The following is a 16,340-nucleotide window of genomic DNA, read 5'->3' as shown; positions in this document are numbered from 1 at the left end:
GCGCGGCCCAGGCGTGCGGCGACGCCGGCGCGCGCGAGAGGAGGCGCGCGACGGCCGCCGCCACCGCGGCGGCGCCCAGCGGCGCGCCGGCCGCCGTCACGAGCCCGTCGCGGACGCGGAGCCGCCAGGTCCGGCCGCCGTCCTCGGAGGTGGGGACCTCGGCGAGCACGCCCGGCACGAGGCGCCCGCCGGCGTCGCGCTCGAGCAGCGGCGCGCTCGTCGCGCGCGCGAGGACGAGGTCGGCCACGTCCTGCGCGAGCGCCGGGTCCGCGATGCGCGCCTCGGCGGGGAGGGCGAGGGTGACGCTCCCGCCCGGCGCCGGGCGGACGCCGGCGAGCGCGAGCCCCGGCGCGAGCGCGAGCGCCGCGGCGAGGGTGCGCACGCGATCGAGGCGGCTCATGGGGCCTCCCGCGGATCGGACGTGACGAGGAGCAGCTCGGTGGCGACGCCGCCAGGGCCCCGCACGATCGCGGCCAGCACGGCGTCGTCGAGCCCGTCGCCGGTGAGATCACCGCCCGCGCCCGCCAGGAGCGCGCCCTCGACCGGACCGGACTCGAGGAGCGGCGCGGCGCCCGGACGCGCGGCGAGCACGCGGACGCGGTCGGGCGGCGCGGGCGTCGGGGCCGAGGCGACGATCTCGGCGACGCCGTCGCCGTCGAGATCGGCGAGCGCGAAGCCGGTGCCGACCGAGGGGAGGACCGGGGCGGTGGAAGACGAGGTCGACGGCGCGAGCTCGGCCGGCTGGAGCTCCGGCCCGAGGAGCTCGAGCCGGAGGTCCGTCCCGAGCGCCGCGAACGACACCGGACCCCCGCGCGGCGCGGCGGCGACGCCGTAGAGGAGCCGCGCGGAGCGCCGCGGCGGGACGGTGCCGGGGGCGCGCGAGAGCGCGTCGACGAGCACGCCCGTCCCCGGCGCGTACGCCCCGAACACCGCCCCCTTCTCTCCCGCGCAGAGCGGCGCCGCCGCGAGCGCGCCGGCGCGCTCGAGCGCGCCGTCTCGCAGCGCGAGCACCTCGGGTGCGCCTCCGGCCCACGCGACCGCGACGCGCCCCGCGCCGAAGTCGCCCACGGCGATGGTCGCCGCCGGATCGCGCACCGCCCCGCGCGCGGACGGATCGACGTCGAGCCGCGCGAGCGGCGCGCCGGCCGGCGAGAGGAGCACGACCGCGCCCGGGAGCGCCGCGGCGATGGCCGCGCTCCCTCCGCCCGCGTCGCCGATCGCGAGCGCGAGCACGCGCCCCTCGACGCGCGCGAGCGGGCGCACCGCGGCGAACGGCGCGCCGGACGGCCGTCCCTCTCGCGCGAGGACCAGCGCCTCGGCGTCGGCGGGCGCGCGGGACGACACGAGGCGAGGCGGGATCGCGCGCGCGCCCGGCCGCCGCTGCAGGAAGAAGGAAGGCCAGGTGGGGATGACCTCGCCGACGAGCGCGAGCTCGCGCCGGCCCGGCACGAGCCCGCCCTGGACGCGCACGAGCCAGTCCTGACCGGCCTCGCGCGCCGCGCCCTCGGCGTCGGCCGCGCCACGGACGGGCGTCACGGTGTAGCCGGCGCCGGCGAGCGCGCGCTCGAGCGCGGCCTCGAGCGGGCGCGCGAGGGAGGGGGCGCGGGTCTCCACCGCGAGGGCCAGCGCGCGCCGCCCCTCGGCGGGTGGGCCGATCTCCGCCGCGAGCGCGTCGGCCGCCGCGCCGAGCGCGGGGGGCTCCGCGGCGGCGGGGAGCGCGAGGGCGAGGGCGACCGCGGCGGTGGCGAGGCGCATCGCCCCCAGTGACGAACACGAAAACGAGCGGTCGTCCACGAAGAAGTGGGCGAGCGCGCCGCCGCGCGAGGCACGGTCAGGCGGGGCGGCCCTAGACGAGGGCGCCGCGCCAGCGGCGAGAGCGGCGCCGAGGTGCGCGAACGCGCCTCGGTGCCGCTCCGCCAGCTACGCTACTACGGCCCAGTGCGTCCGCGCGTCACGGCACGGGGTTGATGACGCCGTTGTCGCGCGCGAGCTTGCACTGCCCCGGCTCGGCGTTGCAGGGCGGCCCGAGCCCGAGGACCTTGCAGAGCGAGATCTCGCCACCGGACTCGCCGAGGAGCGTGTCCCGCGAGTTGTTGAACGCGTCGAGATCGTCGATGCAGCCCGCGCCGACCGTGTCACAGGAGGTGCAGCACCGATCGAAGAGGGCCGTGGCGGACTCTCCGCAGCTGCCGCCGAGGTCCTCGCTCGCCACGAGGTTCAGCGCCGCGGCGGCGCACTGGCGGACGAGCTGCGCCTGCTGGTTCGAGGCGTACTCGTTCTTGTCGCGGCCGAGCGAGCACAGGTCCTCCGTCACCGAGCCCCCGGCGCCGGCGAGGGTGGCGTCGAGCGAGCGGCCGCAGCTCGTGACGGGCAGGAACTTCGCCGTCACGTCGGGGTGGTTCCCCCAGAAGCCCGGCGTGCGGGTGAGGCAGCCCTCTCCGTGGTTGCACTCGACGTTCGCGGAGTCCTCGCAGACGGAGCCGGTCCGGGCACAGGCGTTGTCCTTGTCCACCGCGCAGACCGCCGAGGTGACCTCCGCCGTGTTCGTGCCCTCGATGTCCCTGCACACGAGGGAGTCACCCGACTCCACCGCCGGGAAGTACTTGCACTCGGTGTCGCCGACGGCGACGGTCCCGAAGTCGAGGTCCACGATGCCGAGCTTCTCGTCCGATACCTTGACGTTGGAGAGATCCTGCGGCTGCCCACCGCTGCTGTTCGTGACGCAGAAGCGGTAGACCACGCACTCGTCGACGTCCGGCGAGAGGCTGTCCACGAATCCGCCCGCGTCGTCCGCCTGGCCGTTGCAGTCGGCGTCCAGCGCCACCTTCTTCTCGAGCTTGACCTGGCACTCCCAGGCCGAGGCGCTCGCCGGCGCGAGCGCCATCGCCCCGACGGCGAGCGCCCCCGCTGCGAACATCCCGGTCATCTTCCACGAACGGGCCATCTCTCCCTCCCCAGCAAGGATCCACCTGAGGTTCACCCAGGGACTCGACGACGCCCCGGGTGTCGCCGCCTCCTCCTCCCCGGACCCTGCGCCGCACGGCGTGGCTCGGCGCAGGGTGATGCCGTGACCCGATGTCGACGCGAGGAAGACGCGAGCGAGTCCAGTCCTCGCGTTTGCCAGAGGTGATCGGGGCCCGGGGAGGCGTGCTCCGTGATGCGCGCAACGGATACGCCTCCGGCGCCTCCACGGACAATCGTCTCGCGGGGGAGGGCCCCTTGTGTAACACAATCAGTGAACCGTCTGCCGGGCCGCTCCTCCTCCGACGTCCCGCGGCCGTGGGAGCCGTCGCGGCCGCTGGTTCACCGCGCGCTCGCCCGATCGATCGAGGCCCCACCGCGCGCTCGGCCCTCGCGGCGGCACAGCCGCCCGCGGGAGCCCGAGCGGCACGGCGCTAGTGGTCGTCCATGAAGAAGTTGGCGGGCGCGGCGCCCGCGTCGCTCCGCGCCGCCTCCGCCGGGGCGGTGCCGGCCAGGAACGCGAGCGACGGCGCGTCGGCCTCCTCGGGCGCGAGCTGGCCGGTCGCGGGATCGACGCGCGCGAGCTCGACGCCGGGGACCGCGGCGAAGTCCGCCGCGGGCTGCCCGCCGACCGCCGCCTGCATGAAGGCGAGCCACGCGGGGAGCGCCGCGCCCGCGCCGGTCTCGCGCGGCCCGAGGGGCGTGTGATCGTCGAAGCCGATCCAGACGCCCGCCACGAGCTCGGGCGTGAAGCCCACGAACCACGCGTCGCGGTGCTCCTGGGCCGTCCCGGTCTTCGCCGCGACGGGTCGCCCCAGCGCGCGCGCCGCGGCGCCCGTCCCGCCCTCGACCACCGCGCGCATCATGCTCTGCACCACGAAGGCGACGTCGGGGCGGGTGCCCTGCTCGGGGATCGTGAACTCGGGCGGCGGCGCGGCCTCGTGCGGCTGGACGTTGTCGGCGCCCTCGGTGCCGTCGGCGAACGGGGCGGCGGGGGCCTCGGCGGTGGCCTCCGCCTTCCACGGCGGGACGGCGGCCGGGTGGTCCTCGAGGACGTTGCCGTGCCGGTCGCGCACGCGCACGAGCAGCACCGGCTCGGAGTAGAACCCGCGCGCCGCGATCGAGGCGTAGGCGTTCACGAGCTCGATGGGGAACACCTCGCCCGTCCCGAGCGCGAGCGTGAGGTTTCGCGGCAGCTCCGAGGAGACGCCCATGCGGTGGGCGAAGCCGATCACCGGGTCCACGCCGAGCGCGTCGACGAGCTTCACCGAGACCGTGTTCTTCGACTGCGCCAGCGCGGTGGTGAGGAGCATCGGGCCCTCGAAGGCGTCCTTCTCGAAGTTGCGCGGCTTCCACTCCTTGCCCGTCCACGGGTCCCGGTAGAGGTCGGGCGTGTCGTAGACGACCGTGCCGGCCGTGAAGCGGCGCGACTCGATGGCCGCGCCCCACACGAACGGCTTCACCGCGCTGCCCGGCTGGCGCCGCGCCTGGGTGGCGCGGTTGAACTGGGAGGTGCGGAAGTCGTAGCCGCCGACGAGGGCGCGGACTCCGCGGGACACGGGGTCGATCGCGACGAGCGCGCCCTGCACCTTCGGCGTCTGCTCGAGGGCGAGGCTGAGCGCCTTGCCCTCGGCGGCCGCGCGCTGCGGCGGCAGCTTGGCGGGGAGCACGCGCACCGGGACCACGTCGCCGGGGCGGACCACCGACGACATCTTGCGCGGCGCGGCGGTGGCGGAGGTCGGGTTCCACTTGCGCGCCCACTGGGCGTCGGTGATCGCGATCTCCCCCTTCGCGCCGCCGAGGTCGACGGTGGCGCTCCGGTCGCTCGCGGCCGTGACGAGCCCGGCGTACACCTCGCCCGTCTCGAGGAGCCGTGCGCGCGCCATCCGCGCCACGTCCTTCTCCTGCTCCTCGGCGGGCTCGATGTCCTCGGGGTTCACCGAGGCGAGATCCCACACGAACACCTGGTCCGGCCGGGCCCGCGTCCCCGCGAGCCGCTCCCGCCACAGGGGCATCGCCGCCTCGACCTGCTTCGGCTCGAGGTGGACGATCGGGCCGCGCCAGCCCTGGCGCTTGTCGACGGCGCGGAGCGCGCCCTCGAGGGCCTTCTCCGCGGCGCGCTGCATGCCCGCGTCCATCGCCACGTCGACCTGCAGGCCCTGCGTCTCGACCACCTCCGCCCCGTACTTCTCGTCCAGGATCCGGCGGACCGCGTCCGCGTACCACACCCCCGGTACGTCGTGCTCCGGCGGCCGCGTGACGATGGGGCGGGCGGCCTCCGCGGCCGCCTGCTGCTCGGTGATGAACCCCTCCTCCGCCATCCGGCGCAGGACGTAGCGCTGCCGCTCCTTGGCGCGCTCCGGGTGGTTCACCGGCGAGAGCCGCATGGGCGACTGGACGATCCCGGCGAGCGTCGCCGCCTCGCCCAGCGCGAGCTGGCGCACGCTCTTGCCGAAGTAGAACCGGCTCGCCTCCTCGACGCCGTAGCGCAGGTGCCCGAGGTAGATCTGGTTCAGGTAGAGGTAGAGGATCTCGTCCTTCGAGAGGTTCTCCTCGAGCCGCGGCGCGAGGATGAGCTCCTTCACCTTCCGCTTCACCTTCCAGTCGGAGGACAGGAGGAACGTCTTCACCACCTGCTGGGTGATGGTCGAGCCGCCGCAGGCGACGCCGCCGCGCAGCAGCCCCTTCACGGCGCAGCGCGCGATCGCGAGGTAGTTCACGCCCTCGTGCTCGTAGAAGCCCGCGTCCTCCGCGGCGAGCACCGCCTTGCGCAGGACGGGCGGGATCTCCTCGAGCGGCACCACGGTGCGCCGCTCGCGCGCGAACTGGAACACCTCCTTGCCGTCGACGCCGAACACGCGCGTCGAGACGAGCGGCTCGTAGTCCTTGAGCGTGTCGAAGGCGGGGAGCTCGCGGGTCCAGGCGAACATGAGGACCCCGCCGAGGAGCGCGAGGACGAGGGCGGCGAGGCCACCGTGGCTGAGCAGGCGGAGGGCACGGGGCGAGAGACGACGCAAGCGGGGGGACTCCTCGGGGAGGGCTGGATCGCCCGGCGAGCGGGCGTACGGGCGGGCGCTGGGCGGGGGGGTGTCCAAGTCGAGGGGTCGAACGATAGCGCCGGCGGGAGGGTGGGGCAAAGCGGGTCGAGCGCGGTCTCGCATGTCCCTGGCGCGCGTGAGCAGTCGCCGTGCCAGCGGCCTCGGCCGGCGTCCCGACAGCGAGGAACAGCGGGGCCGGGCCGCCATTCCTCGGACCGTGGACGGCCGGACACGCCGCGGTGTGGGGGAGGGGACACGCCCGGCCCACCGGGCCGGGGCCCCCGGACCGCGCCCGGGACGCCCGCGCGCGGCAGGCGCGGCGCGGGCGTCGTCTCCGCCCTACGGACCCTCGCCGCCGCGCTTCACCCCGAGCGCGCGCATCTTCTTGTACAGGTGGCTGCGCTCGAGCCCGAGATCGCGCGCGGTCTCCGAGACGTTGTCGGCGTGCGCGTCGAGCGCGCCGAGGATGATCTCGCGCTCGGCCTCCTCGACGAGGTCGTGGAACGACGCCCCGGGGCGGAACCGCTCGGTGCGGGGACGGCGGGCGCCGGGGAGCATCGCCGTGACGTCCTCCGCGCCGATCGCCGGGCCGTCGCTCAGGATCGCGAGCCGCTCGACGAGGTTCCTGAGCTCGCGGACGTTTCCGGGCCACTCGTGCGCCTGCAGGGCGGCGAGCGCGTCGCGCTCGAGCCGCATGGGCTTGCGGCCGTTCCGCTCGCACGCCTCCGCGAGGAAGTGGACGGCGAGCGCGGGGAGGTCCTCCTTCCGCTCGCGCAACGGCGGCGCGTGGATGGGGACGACGTTGAGGCGGTAGTACAGGTCCTCGCGGAACCGGCCCGCCTGGACCTCGGCGGGGAGGTCCTTGTTCGTCGCCGCGACCACGCGCACGTCCACCTTCAACGTGTGCGCGCCGCCGACACGCTCGAACTCGCCCTCCTGCAGGACGCGAAGCACCTTCGCCTGCATCGCGGCCGGCATGTCGCCGACCTCGTCGAGGAAGAGCGTGCCGCCGTCGGCGAGCTCGAACTTGCCGCGGCGCGCCGCGATCGCTCCGGTGAACGCGCCCCGCTCGTGGCCGAAGAGCTCGCTCTCGATAAGCTCCGCCGGGACGGCGGCGCAGTTGAGCTTCACGAACGGCCCCGCCTTCCGGCGCGAGCTCTCGTGGAGGGCGCGGGCGACGAGCTCCTTGCCGGTGCCGTTCTCCCCGGTGACGAGGACGCGCCCCTCCGACGGCGCGGCGCGGCGCACGAGCTCGAAGAGCCGCTGCATCGCGGGCCCGCTGCCGATCATGTCGAGCCGGCCCGCCGCGCGGCGCAGCTCCGCGTTCTCCTCGCGCAGGCTGCGCAGGGCGAGCGCGTTCTTCACCGCGACGAGGAGCTTGTCCCGCTCCGTGATCGGCTTCTCGAGGTAGTCGAACGCGCCGAGCTTGAAGGCGCTGCGGACCGTGTCGATGGAGCCGTGCCCGGACATGATCACGACAGGCAGGTCGGGCCGCGTCTCTCGCGCGCGCTGCAGCACGGCGAGGCCGTCGAGGTCCGGCATGCGCACGTCCATGACCACGACGTCCACCGGCAGCGCTGCGATCTTCTCGAGCGCCTCGCGTCCGCCGCTCGCAGCTTCGACCACATATCCCTCCATCGAGAGGGCGCGGGAGAGCGTGAGCTGGATGTTCTTCTCGTCGTCCACGACGAGGATCGTGGCAGGCATTCGGCGATGTTAATGCGCCGCGGTGGAAAAGCTTTGACATCGGTCCTGGATCGAGTTGTATGGCCCGGGTCCCCCCCACCTCATCGATATCGAACGGAAGATCCCCGGAGGTCACATGCGTCGCGTTCTCCTTCTCGCACTTTTCGTCACTGGCGCTCTCACGTTCGGCGCGTGCAAGCCGAAGGTGAAGCCCGGTGAGTGCAAGTCCAGCGCGGACTGCGCCAAGCAGGAGGGCTACGGGAAGGTCTGCGTCGAGGGCCGCTGCCAGGAGTGCGCCGCGGACACGGACTGCAAGGACGGGTTCGCCTGCCGTGACTCCCGCTGCGTGCCGAAGCCCCAGTGCACGACCGACGACCAGTGCGCCCCCGGTCAGTCCTGCGTGAACGAGCAGTGCGTCGCGCGCCAGGCCGGCACCTGCGCCTCCGACCGTGACTGCGGCCCCGATCAGCAGTGCCAGGACGGCAAGTGCGCGGCGCGCGCCCCGCAGGCCTCGAGCGAGTGCACCGACACGGGCGCGTTCACGGTCCGCTTCGGCTTCGACCAGTCGAACCTCTCGTCCGACTCGCAGGGCACGCTCCAGAAGCTCGCCGACTGCCTGAAGGGCTCCCCGGCGAAGAAGGTCGTCGCGCAGGGCTACGCCGACGAGCGCGGCACGACGCAGTACAACATCGCCCTCGGCAACCGCCGCGCCGAGGCCGCGCGCAAGTACCTCGAGGATCTCGGCGTCCAGGGCAAGATGGACACCGTGAGCTTCGGCGAGGAGAAGGCGCTCTGCTCCGAGTCGACCGAGGCGTGCTGGGCGCAGAACCGCCGCGTCGAGTTCCAGGTGGAGCGGTAGCAGTGACGATGCTTCGCCGCGCGGCGCCGCTCGGGCTCGCGCTCCTCGCCGGCTGCTGGGTGCCCATCGAGAGAGGGCGCCAGATGGAGGCTCGCCTCCAGCAGCTCGAGACGCAGAACGTCGAGAACCAGCGGCGCCTCGACGAGCAGCGTGAGCTCGTCCGCGAGCGGGTGGCGAAGCTCGATCAGAAGATCGCCGAGGTGCAGACGAAGATCGACGAGCTGAACCGCGCCGCCCGCCGCAGCGGCGCGGATCTCGGCGTCACGCTCCAGCACCTCCAGGACGACTTCGCGAAGTACAAGGGCGACGTCGAGGTCGAGCAGCACCGGCTCGGCGAGATCGAGCGGAACGTCGACGCGCTGCGCACCGAGACCGAGGGCCGCTTCGCCGCGCTGCGCGGCGCGGGCGCGCTCGACGCCTTCGAGGCGAAGCAGCGCCTCGCCACGCTCCAGCGCCCGGAGGACAAGGCCGCGTTCTTCGCGCTCGCCGCGAAGGAGGACGAGGCCGGGAACACGGGCGGGGGGCGCGCGCTGTCCGAGGAGTCCGGGCGCCCGTGGCCGTCGGCCGCGCGCGCGTCCGACGCCGGCTACCGCGCCGGGCAGCTGCTCTTCGAGCAGAAGCGCTTCCGCGAGGCGCTCCTCGCCTACGGCAAGGTCGCCGAGGACTTCCCGAAGTCCGCCCGGGCCCCCGACGCGATGCTGGGCGCGGCGGACGCCATGCTGAAGCTCGAGATGAAGGCGGAGGCGAAGGCCGTCCTCGAGCAGCTCCTCGAGCGTTACCCGCGCGCCGACGCGGCGGGTGAGGCGAAGGAGCGGCTCAAGGCGCTGGCGCCGCCCGCTCCGAAGCGGAAGCCTGCGCCGCCGGCGCGCAAGCGCCAGTAGCGGTCTCGACGGGGGCGGCGCGCGCGGGAGCCCCGCGCCGCCGCCCTTCGTGTCTCTCCCGCCGGCGGGCCCCCCGGCGGCGGGTTCGCCCGTGGACGCGCGGTGCTAAGCTCCCGTCACCGTGCGAACCCTCGCCGCCGCGCTCCTCGCGCTCGCCGCCGCCTGCGCCCACTCCGATCGTGTCGCGCCGGAGGGCCGCCGGGTGCAGGTGCTCTTCACCGGCGACGGGCACGGCGAGGTCGGGCCCTGTGGCTGACGCGTGAAGCCGACGGGCGGTCTTGCCCGTCGAGCGAGCGCGGTGGACGCGGCCCGGCGCGACGCGCCGGCGCTCCTCGTGGACGCCGGCGACGCGCTCTTCCACGCCCCCGCGCTCGACGCGGCGAGGGAGGCCGCCGCGACCGCGCGCGCGCGGCTCGTGCTGTCCGCGATGGGGCGCATGCGCTACGCGGCGCTCGCGGTGGGCGAGCGCGAGCTCGCCCTCGGCCCCGGATGGCTCGCGCGCGAGGCCGCCGCCGCGGGGGTCCCGCTCCTGTCCCTGAACCTCGCCCTGCCCGCCCCGACCCCCCCGGGCCCGGGCACGCGCGCGGGCGGGGGGGGCGGCGAGCGGGTGGGGTTGCTCGCGGCCGCGGCCGCGGGGCCGTACCCGGGCGGCCTCGTCGCCTCGGAGCCGGTCGCCGCCGTCCGGTCCGCCGCGGCCGCGCTCCGCGAGAGCGGCGCGACCGTCGTCGTCGCGCTCCTGCACATGCCCGACGGCGAGGGGCGGGCCCTCGTCCGGGAGGTGCCCGGCGTGGACGTGGCGGTGCTCGCCCACGACGCCCGGCGCCTCGACGCGGCGCCCGCCGCGGCGACGCTCGTGACCGCCGCCGGCGAGCGGGGCCGGGGCCTCGGGATCCTCACGCTCTGGCCGGACACGAGGGGCGCCTGGGGCGACGCGGGTGCGCCGCGCAAGGCCGAGGCGGAGCTCGCCTCGATCCGGCGCTCGATCGACCTCGCGCGCCGCCGCGCCGAGCGGGCCACCCGCGAGGAGGACCGGCGCGTGCTGCGCGAGCTCGTCGCGACGCAGGAGCGGCGCGCGGGCGAGGCGGAGGCGCGCACGAAGGTGAAGCCGTCGGGCCGGCTGTACGACGGTCGGCTTTTGCCGCTCACGCCCGCGGTCGGCGACGATGCCGCCCTCCTCGCGGAGCAGCGGGCGGTGCTCGAGCGGCACGGCCCGCCGCCCGGGCCGCCGGACCCGGATCTCACGGGCGTGGAGTAGCCGCCCCGGGATCGCGGCGCGAGTCGGGGCCCAGCGCCCGCCGCGTTCGCCTACGCGTCGTCCTCCGCCTCGGCCGGGTCGCCCGCGACGCGCCCCTCGTCGTGGAGCCCCCACTGGCCGATGCGCTTCATCACGGTGCTCTTCGCGATCCGGAGCTCCTTCACGACCGCCGCGCGCTTGCCCCCGTTGCGCCGCAGGGAGAGCCGGATGGCCTCGCGCTCGATGTCCTCGAGCGTGAGGCCGGGCAGGTAGAGGGTGTCGTCGTCGCCGGTGAGGCCGGGCGCGGCGCGCGTGTCCTCGAACGTCACGGCGCTCGCGGAGATGCTCTGGCCCTCGCCGCGGAACAGGAGCGCGCGCTGGACGACGTTCTTCAGCTGCCGGACGTTGCCCGGCCAGTCGTACCCCTCGAGCTTGGCGAGCGCCTCGGGGCTCCAGCGGACGGGGAGCCCGCGCGGCGCGGCGCGCGAGAGGAACGCCTCCGCGAGCGCGCGGACGTCGCCCTTGCGCTGGCGGAGGGGCGGGACCGTGATGGGCACGACGCAGAGCCGGTAGAAGAGGTCCTCGCGGAAGCGCCCCGCCCGAACCTGGGCCCGCAGATCGCGGTGGGTGGCGGCGACGATCCGGACGTTCACCTGGATCGGGCGGGAGGCCCCGACCCGCTTCACCTCCCCGAGCTCGAGCACGCGCAGGAGCTTCGGCTGGAGGTCGAGCGGGAGCTCCCCGATCTCGTCGAGGAAGATCGTGCCGCGGTCCGCCTCCTCGAAGGCCCCCTTGCGCATCCGCTCCGCCCCGGAGAAGGCGCCCTTCTCGTGGCCGAAGAGCTCGGACTCGATGAGCGTCTCCGCGATGGCCGAGCAGTTCACCGGGATGAACGGCCCGTCGCGGCGCGCCGAGCGGGCGTGCAGGGCGCGCGCGACGAGCTCCTTGCCGGTCCCGGTCTCGCCGAGGATCGTCGTCGCCGCGTCGGACGCGCCGACGCGCTCCACGAGCTCGAAGACCTGCCGCATCGCCGCGTCCCGCGTGGTCATCCCCTCGAAGGCCTCGGCGCGCGCCGGCTCCGGCGCGTCGCGCCGCTCGAGCACGAGCTCCGCGTCGCCGAGCGAGACGGGGACGCCGAGCGGGAGCTGCGCCTGGGAGATGCGCGCCCCCGAGATGAAGGTGCCGTTCGTCGAGCCGAGGTCCACGACGTGCCAGCCGCCGCCGCGCGCCTCGATCCGGAGATGGCGGGCGGAGACGTAGGGATCGTCGAGCGGGGCGTCGCAGGTCGGGTCCTTGCCGACGACCACGCCGGCGGCGGTCACCGGGAGCGTCCGCTCGCGGCCGTTCGCGCGCACGCGCAGCCGCGCCGACGCGGGCGCGGCCGCCGCCTCCCCGGCGCGCACCTGCGTGCCGCCCGCGGCCCGCGTCTCCTCCACGGGGCCGCCCGAGGCGGCGCGGAAGAGCGCGCGCCACGCGCCGAGCGCGATCTCGTCCCCGTCCGCGAGCGGCGCCTCGGCCACCTCCGCGCCGCCGAGGCGGGTGCCGCGGCCGGAGCGGTCCACGAGGTGCCACGCGTCGCCGCGCGGCTCCACGACCGCGTGGACGCGCGAGAGGGCGGGATCGGGGAGCGACACGTCGCAGTCGGCGGCGCGGCCGATCTCGGTCCGGCCGGTGAGCGCCACGCGGAGGAGCTCCTCTCCGTGGCGAAAGAAGGCGAGCTCGGGCATGCGGCGGAGCGTAGCCAACTGAGAACGCTCCGTGAAGTCGCATTCGTCACCGTCGGTCAAGACGGCGGGGTGACCGTGCGCCGTACGCCCACCCGCGCGCACCCGCACGGAGGGGCGATCCGTCAGCCGTGCGCGAGCTCGTCGAACTCCGCGGAGCCCTTCAGCGCGTCGAACATGGGATCCGACTGCAGCCAGCCGCGGACCTTGGGCGGATCCGCGGAGACGGCCTTGCGGAGCGCGTCGAGCGCCTCGCGCGGCTTGCCCCACAGCGCGTAGAGGGCCGAGGCGTTGTAGTTGAGGAGGAGGTCCTCGGGCTGGAGCTCCCGCGCGCGCGCGTAGGCGCGCTCGGCCTCCGCGTAGAAGCCCTTCTGCGCGTACGAGATCCCGAGGTCGAGGTGCGCCTCGAAGTTGTCCGGCTCGAGCCGCACCACCTCCTTGAGCTGGGTGATCGCGGTGCGGTGGTCCCCCTCGTCCATGAGCAGGGCGGCGAGCTCGTGCCGGGGGAACGGATCCTTCGGGTCGAGCCGGATGGCCACCTCGAGCTCCTTCACCGCCTCCTCCGGCTTTCCCTGATCGGCGAGGGTGAGGCCCAGGTTGAGGTGGGCGTCCGGGTACTCGGGATCGAGCTCGATCGCGTCGCGGTACTCGGCGACCGCCATGTCGTGCCCGTGGGTGGCGAGGAAGCAGGCGAGGTTGTAGTGGGCGGTCGCGCTGTCCGGCTCGAGCTGGATGGCGGTCAGGTACTCGGAGAGCGCCTCCCGGAAGAGCTTCTTCTCCGAGTAGACGGTCGCGAGGTTGTCGTGCGCGTGCGCCGAGCTCGGATCGAGCTCGATCGCCTTCTTGAACTCCTTGATGGCCTCGTCCAGCCAGCCGCGGTCGGCCAGCTCGATGCCCCGCGAGTTGTGCGCGTCGGACAGCGCGATGTGGTCCTTCTTGTCCCGGCTCACGGCGGTGGAGTGTACTTGCGTTTCGCCCCGGCGGGGGCGGTGGATGGGCACCATCGAATCTAACCCGCTCGTCCGCGCCCGCCCGCGCCGGGCGTGGCAGGCGCCCGCCCGGCCGCTCGCCGGACGGACGGAGGAACGAGGGATGAGCCGTCGCACGCTCGTGGTCGTCCTCGCGGTCGCCGCAGCGCTGGGCGGGGTGATCGTCGCCCGGCTCTCCCGACCGCCGCCCCCCACCGACGAGGAGCGGATCCGCGCGCTCCTCGACGACGCGGCGCGCGCCGCGGTGGAGCGCCGGATCGGCGACGTCGTCGCGGGTGTCTCCGAGCGCTTCCGCGGCGATGGGCTCGACCGGCGCGGCGTGAAGCAGCTCGTCGCGGCGCACGTGCTGCGCGGGGAGTGGGTGGGCGTATCGATCTCGGGGGTGCGCGTGGCGGTGGAGGGCGACCGCGCGACGGCGGTCGCGGACGCGGTGCTGTCGCGCTCGCTCGGCGCGGGGAAGGCGCTCGTGGAGCTGCTGCCGGGCGAGGCGAGCGCGCACCGGTTCGACCTCGTCCTCGAGCGCGAGGCCGAGGGCTGGCGCGTGGTCGGCGCGCGCTGGCGCGCGATCCCGCTCGCGGACGCGATCGAGGGTCCGCCCGCGCCGCGCGCGCCCGGGCGTTGACGGACGCGCCGCGCAGCGGGCATGCTCGCCCACCCCTCATGGCCCTCTACACCGACCTCACGCCCGACGAGCTCGCCGCCGCGATCCGGCCGTTCGGCCTCCCCGCGCCCGATCGCGTCCGGCCCGAGCCGAAGGGGAGCGTCAACACGAACTTCCACCTCTGGGCGGCGGGGCAGCGCTTCTTCCTGCGCATCAACGAGGGGAAGACGGAGCAGGACGTCGCGTTCGAGGCGGAGGTGCAGCGCTACCTCCACGAGGCGCGCTTCCCCGTGCCGCACCTCCACTTCGCCGAGGACGGGCGGCCGTTCGTGCCCGTCGCCGGCAAGCTGGCGATGCTGTTCGCGTACTCGCCCGGCGAGGAGATCGCGCGCGAGGACGCCGGGCCCGATCGCTGCCGCCGCCTGGGCGAGCAGCTCGGGCGCCTGCACGACCTCGCGGCGGGCTTCACCGCCACGCGCGCGAATCCCTACGGCCTGCCGCGCGTCGAGGGGTGGATCGCGGGGCTCCGGCCCGACGGCGAGGGGGACGCCGCCGTCGCGGCGGCGCTGCCGCTGCTCGAGGACGAGCTCGCCCGCGCCGCGGCCCTGCCCGGCGCGCCGCAGGGGCTCGTCCACGGCGACCTGTTCGTCGACAACGTGCTGTGGATCGGCGATCGGGTGAGCTCGATCCTCGACTGGGAGATGAGCTGCGTCGCGCCGTTCGCCTACGACCTTGGCGTCGCAGTGAACGCCTGGTGCTACACCGACCGCTACGAGCCGGCGCGCGCGGCGGCGCTCCTGGAAGGCTACCGGTCGAAGCGCCGCCTCGAGCCCGAGACGGTGGACGCCCTCCACGCGTGGGCGCGTTACGCCGCGCTCCGCTTCACCGCCTCGCGCATCCACGCCTTCCACCTGGCCGGCGTGGGCGCCGAGCGGCTCGCGTGGAAGGACTGGCGTCGCTACCGCGACCGGCTCGTGGCGCTGCGTGAGCTCGGCGAGCGCGGCTTCCGCGCGCTGGTCGGGGTCTGACGGCGACGCGGCGCGGGCGCTACAGCCCGGCCGAGATCTTCCACTGACCGTCGAGCTTCTTCAGCAGCAGCCGGTGGACGTCCGAGTCCCGGCGCGGCACGGCGCCGCCGGGCGTCTGCACCCGGTAGTAGTCCTCGTAGAAGACCTCGGCGGTGGCCGCGTTCCCCTGCACGTCGATGCGCCGGACCGTGACGTCGACGCGGACCCCTTCGAGGCGCGCCAGGTCCCCAGGGAGGGTCTGCTCGAGCTTGGCCCGGTCGAGGTCGTCGGAGGGATCGGGCGTCCCGGCGGCGTCGAAGTAGTCCGGCGCGACGAGCGCGAGGACGCCCGCGGCGTCGCGGGCCTCGAGCGCGCGCTGGTAGGTGCGGATCACGTCGTAGACGGCGCGGGTGTCCCGGTTGTCCGGGATCTCCGTCCCGGGAATGCGCTTCGGGCCGCAGGCGGAGAGGGCGACGGCGGCGCACAGCACGAGCGGGAGCACGGGGCGGGGCGTCATTCGCGGGACTGTGGCTCGCGACGGCGGAGCGGTCAAGCTCCGCGACACCGCACGAGCCCCCCGCGCCGGTACCCCCGGCGGGCGCGCGCCCGGCTTAGATTGCCCGCACCATGAGCCCGAGCCTCGATGCGCTGAAGCGCTTCTTCGAGACCTCCCCCGCCGCTCGCAAGGCGACGAGGCCGCTCGCGCGCGGCGCGCGCGTGAACCTCGCCCTCGAGTCCGGGGCGGCGCACTTCACGATGGAGGGCGGCGCGCCCGAGGTCCGCGACGCCGCCGCCGCCGAGCCGGACTTCACGCTCACCCTGCCGCCCGCCGCGGTGGAGCGGATCACGTCGCTCGGCACCGACGACGTGGGCGCGTTCGGGATCGAGTTCTTCAAGCTCGTGCTCGAGCGCGATCCCGCCCTCAAGGTGCGGGTCAAGATCGACGCCTCGACCTCCCAGCTCCTCGCCCACGGCTACCTCGGGGTCCTGGCCCTGGGCGGGATGAAGGTGAGCTGGTGGCTGCTCAAGAACGGCGTGAAGAACCCGAAGGCCGCCATCGACCGGCTGCGCCACGGGCTCTGAGCGACGGCCGCGATACGAAAGTCACCCGGGGTGTCGCGCCGAGCGCCGACGCCCGGCCATGATTCGGCGTGGGCTGCGCGACGCTCTTCTGGCCCCGGTCGCCGGCCCTCACGGCGCGAGGCGGGCGCCCTCTGCAGGGGTGGCGTCCTCCGCGCGCCGCGCCGCCTCGAACCGGCAGCGCCGCACGCCCGCCTCGGCGCGCGCGCGCTCGGCCGCGCTCGCGGCGCTCGCCGCGATCGCCGCGAGCTCCGCCTCGCCCGCGCCGGTCTCGCCCGAG

General features: G+C 75.2%; 14 protein-coding genes and 1 pseudogene. 7 read left to right on the top strand and 8 right to left on the bottom strand.

All coding sequences use genetic code 11. From position 1 onward, the window contains the following. The 5 genes and pseudogenes from MNY60_RS20855 to MNY60_RS20835 all read right to left on the bottom strand — a co-directional run. Positions 1–400, bottom strand: a pseudogene (locus MNY60_RS20855) (ABC transporter substrate-binding protein); the annotation flags it as partial. Beyond that, the gene (locus tag MNY60_RS20850; RefSeq protein ID WP_242361748.1) at positions 397–1,755 is read right to left on the bottom strand and encodes a VCBS repeat-containing protein; all 1,359 of its coding nucleotides are present in this window, start codon (positions 1,753–1,755) and stop codon (positions 397–399) included. The pseudogene MNY60_RS20855 and the gene MNY60_RS20850, both read right to left, overlap by 4 nt. Positions 1,756–1,951: 196 nt before the next feature. Further along, positions 1,952–2,944, bottom strand: coding sequence for a hypothetical protein (locus tag MNY60_RS20845; protein WP_242361746.1), 993 nt, complete (start codon positions 2,942–2,944; stop codon positions 1,952–1,954). 451 nt (positions 2,945–3,395) lie between these two features. Then, complete coding sequence (locus MNY60_RS20840; RefSeq protein WP_242361744.1) at positions 3,396–5,978, bottom strand: penicillin-binding protein 1A; 2,583 nt, start codon at positions 5,976–5,978, stop codon at positions 3,396–3,398. A 360-nt stretch (positions 5,979–6,338) separates the two neighbouring features. Beyond that, positions 6,339–7,706 carry a sigma-54 dependent transcriptional regulator gene (locus MNY60_RS20835; protein ID WP_242340762.1) on the bottom strand — a complete coding sequence of 456 codons (1,368 nt, stop codon included), beginning with the start codon at positions 7,704–7,706 and terminating at the stop codon, positions 6,339–6,341. Positions 7,707–7,821: 115 nt separating this feature from the next. Between MNY60_RS20835 and MNY60_RS20830 the strand changes: the two genes are divergently transcribed. The 4 genes from MNY60_RS20830 (at position 7,822) to MNY60_RS20820 (ending at position 10,680) form a co-directional block, all read left to right on the top strand. After that, the gene (locus MNY60_RS20830; protein ID WP_242340761.1) at positions 7,822–8,544 is read left to right on the top strand and encodes an OmpA family protein; all 723 of its coding nucleotides are present in this window, start codon (positions 7,822–7,824) and stop codon (positions 8,542–8,544) included. An 8-nt stretch (positions 8,545–8,552) separates the two neighbouring features. Further along, the gene (locus MNY60_RS20825) at positions 8,553–9,425 is read left to right on the top strand and encodes a tetratricopeptide repeat protein (protein ID WP_242361742.1); all 873 of its coding nucleotides are present in this window, start codon (positions 8,553–8,555) and stop codon (positions 9,423–9,425) included. 121 nt (positions 9,426–9,546) lie between these two features. Next, positions 9,547–9,681, top strand: a complete 135-nt coding sequence (locus tag MNY60_RS24060) for a hypothetical protein (RefSeq protein ID WP_255821585.1) — start codon at positions 9,547–9,549, stop codon at positions 9,679–9,681. Between the two features lie 42 nt (positions 9,682–9,723). Next, on the top strand, positions 9,724–10,680 hold the full coding sequence (locus MNY60_RS20820; protein ID WP_242361739.1) for a hypothetical protein: 957 nt from the start codon (positions 9,724–9,726) through the stop codon (positions 10,678–10,680). 50 nt (positions 10,681–10,730) lie between these two features. Here MNY60_RS20820 and MNY60_RS20815 read toward each other — a convergent pair whose 3' ends face one another. Continuing rightward, positions 10,731–12,386 carry a sigma 54-interacting transcriptional regulator gene (locus tag MNY60_RS20815; protein WP_242340758.1) on the bottom strand — a complete coding sequence of 552 codons (1,656 nt, stop codon included), beginning with the start codon at positions 12,384–12,386 and terminating at the stop codon, positions 10,731–10,733. A 122-nt stretch (positions 12,387–12,508) separates the two neighbouring features. Then, positions 12,509–13,333: a tetratricopeptide repeat protein gene (locus tag MNY60_RS20810; protein ID WP_242340757.1), complete on the bottom strand. Its 825-nt coding sequence runs from the start codon at positions 13,331–13,333 to the stop codon at positions 12,509–12,511. A 142-nt stretch (positions 13,334–13,475) separates the two neighbouring features. On the opposite strand from MNY60_RS20810, the gene MNY60_RS20805 reads away from it, so the two are divergent. Both MNY60_RS20805 and MNY60_RS20800 read left to right on the top strand, forming a co-directional pair. Then, positions 13,476–13,994: a hypothetical protein gene (locus MNY60_RS20805; protein ID WP_242340756.1), complete on the top strand. Its 519-nt coding sequence runs from the start codon at positions 13,476–13,478 to the stop codon at positions 13,992–13,994. 38 nt (positions 13,995–14,032) lie between these two features. Next, on the top strand, positions 14,033–15,001 hold the full coding sequence (locus MNY60_RS20800; RefSeq protein WP_242340755.1) for a homoserine kinase: 969 nt from the start codon (positions 14,033–14,035) through the stop codon (positions 14,999–15,001). A gap of 19 nt (positions 15,002–15,020) precedes the next feature. Here the strand turns inward: MNY60_RS20800 and MNY60_RS20795 are convergent, their stop codons facing one another. Next, complete coding sequence (locus MNY60_RS20795) at positions 15,021–15,497, bottom strand: DUF4440 domain-containing protein (protein ID WP_242340754.1); 477 nt, start codon at positions 15,495–15,497, stop codon at positions 15,021–15,023. 110 nt (positions 15,498–15,607) lie between these two features. Here MNY60_RS20795 and MNY60_RS20790 point away from each other — a divergent pair, with 110 nt between their 5' ends. Next, positions 15,608–16,063: an SCP2 sterol-binding domain-containing protein gene (locus MNY60_RS20790; RefSeq protein ID WP_242340753.1), complete on the top strand. Its 456-nt coding sequence runs from the start codon at positions 15,608–15,610 to the stop codon at positions 16,061–16,063. The last annotated feature ends 277 nt before the right edge of the window (positions 16,064–16,340 follow it).

Origin of the sequence: Anaeromyxobacter sp. SG17, assembly GCF_022690695.1 — a bacterium.
Lineage (GTDB): Bacteria > Myxococcota > Myxococcia > Myxococcales > Anaeromyxobacteraceae > Anaeromyxobacter > Anaeromyxobacter soli.
Note: the sequence above shows the minus strand (reverse complement) of the source record. Positions and strands in the feature narration are given on the sequence as shown.

Coding starts and splice junctions, on each gene's coding strand:
- MNY60_RS20830 (WP_242340761.1), top strand. CDS start 7,822: ATGCGTCGCGTTCTCCTTCTCGCACTTTTCGTCACTGGCGCTCTCACG.
- MNY60_RS20835 (WP_242340762.1), bottom strand. CDS start 7,706: ATGCCTGCCACGATCCTCGTCGTGGACGACGAGAAGAACATCCAGCTC.
- MNY60_RS20845 (WP_242361746.1), bottom strand. CDS start 2,944: ATGGCCCGTTCGTGGAAGATGACCGGGATGTTCGCAGCGGGGGCGCTC.
- MNY60_RS20795 (WP_242340754.1), bottom strand. CDS start 15,497: ATGACGCCCCGCCCCGTGCTCCCGCTCGTGCTGTGCGCCGCCGTCGCC.
- MNY60_RS20825 (WP_242361742.1), top strand. CDS start 8,553: ATGCTTCGCCGCGCGGCGCCGCTCGGGCTCGCGCTCCTCGCCGGCTGC.
- MNY60_RS20790 (WP_242340753.1), top strand. CDS start 15,608: ATGAGCCCGAGCCTCGATGCGCTGAAGCGCTTCTTCGAGACCTCCCCC.
- MNY60_RS20805 (WP_242340756.1), top strand. CDS start 13,476: ATGAGCCGTCGCACGCTCGTGGTCGTCCTCGCGGTCGCCGCAGCGCTG.
- MNY60_RS20850 (WP_242361748.1), bottom strand. CDS start 1,755: ATGCGCCTCGCCACCGCCGCGGTCGCCCTCGCCCTCGCGCTCCCCGCC.
- MNY60_RS20815 (WP_242340758.1), bottom strand. CDS start 12,386: ATGCCCGAGCTCGCCTTCTTTCGCCACGGAGAGGAGCTCCTCCGCGTG.
- MNY60_RS20800 (WP_242340755.1), top strand. CDS start 14,033: ATGGCCCTCTACACCGACCTCACGCCCGACGAGCTCGCCGCCGCGATC.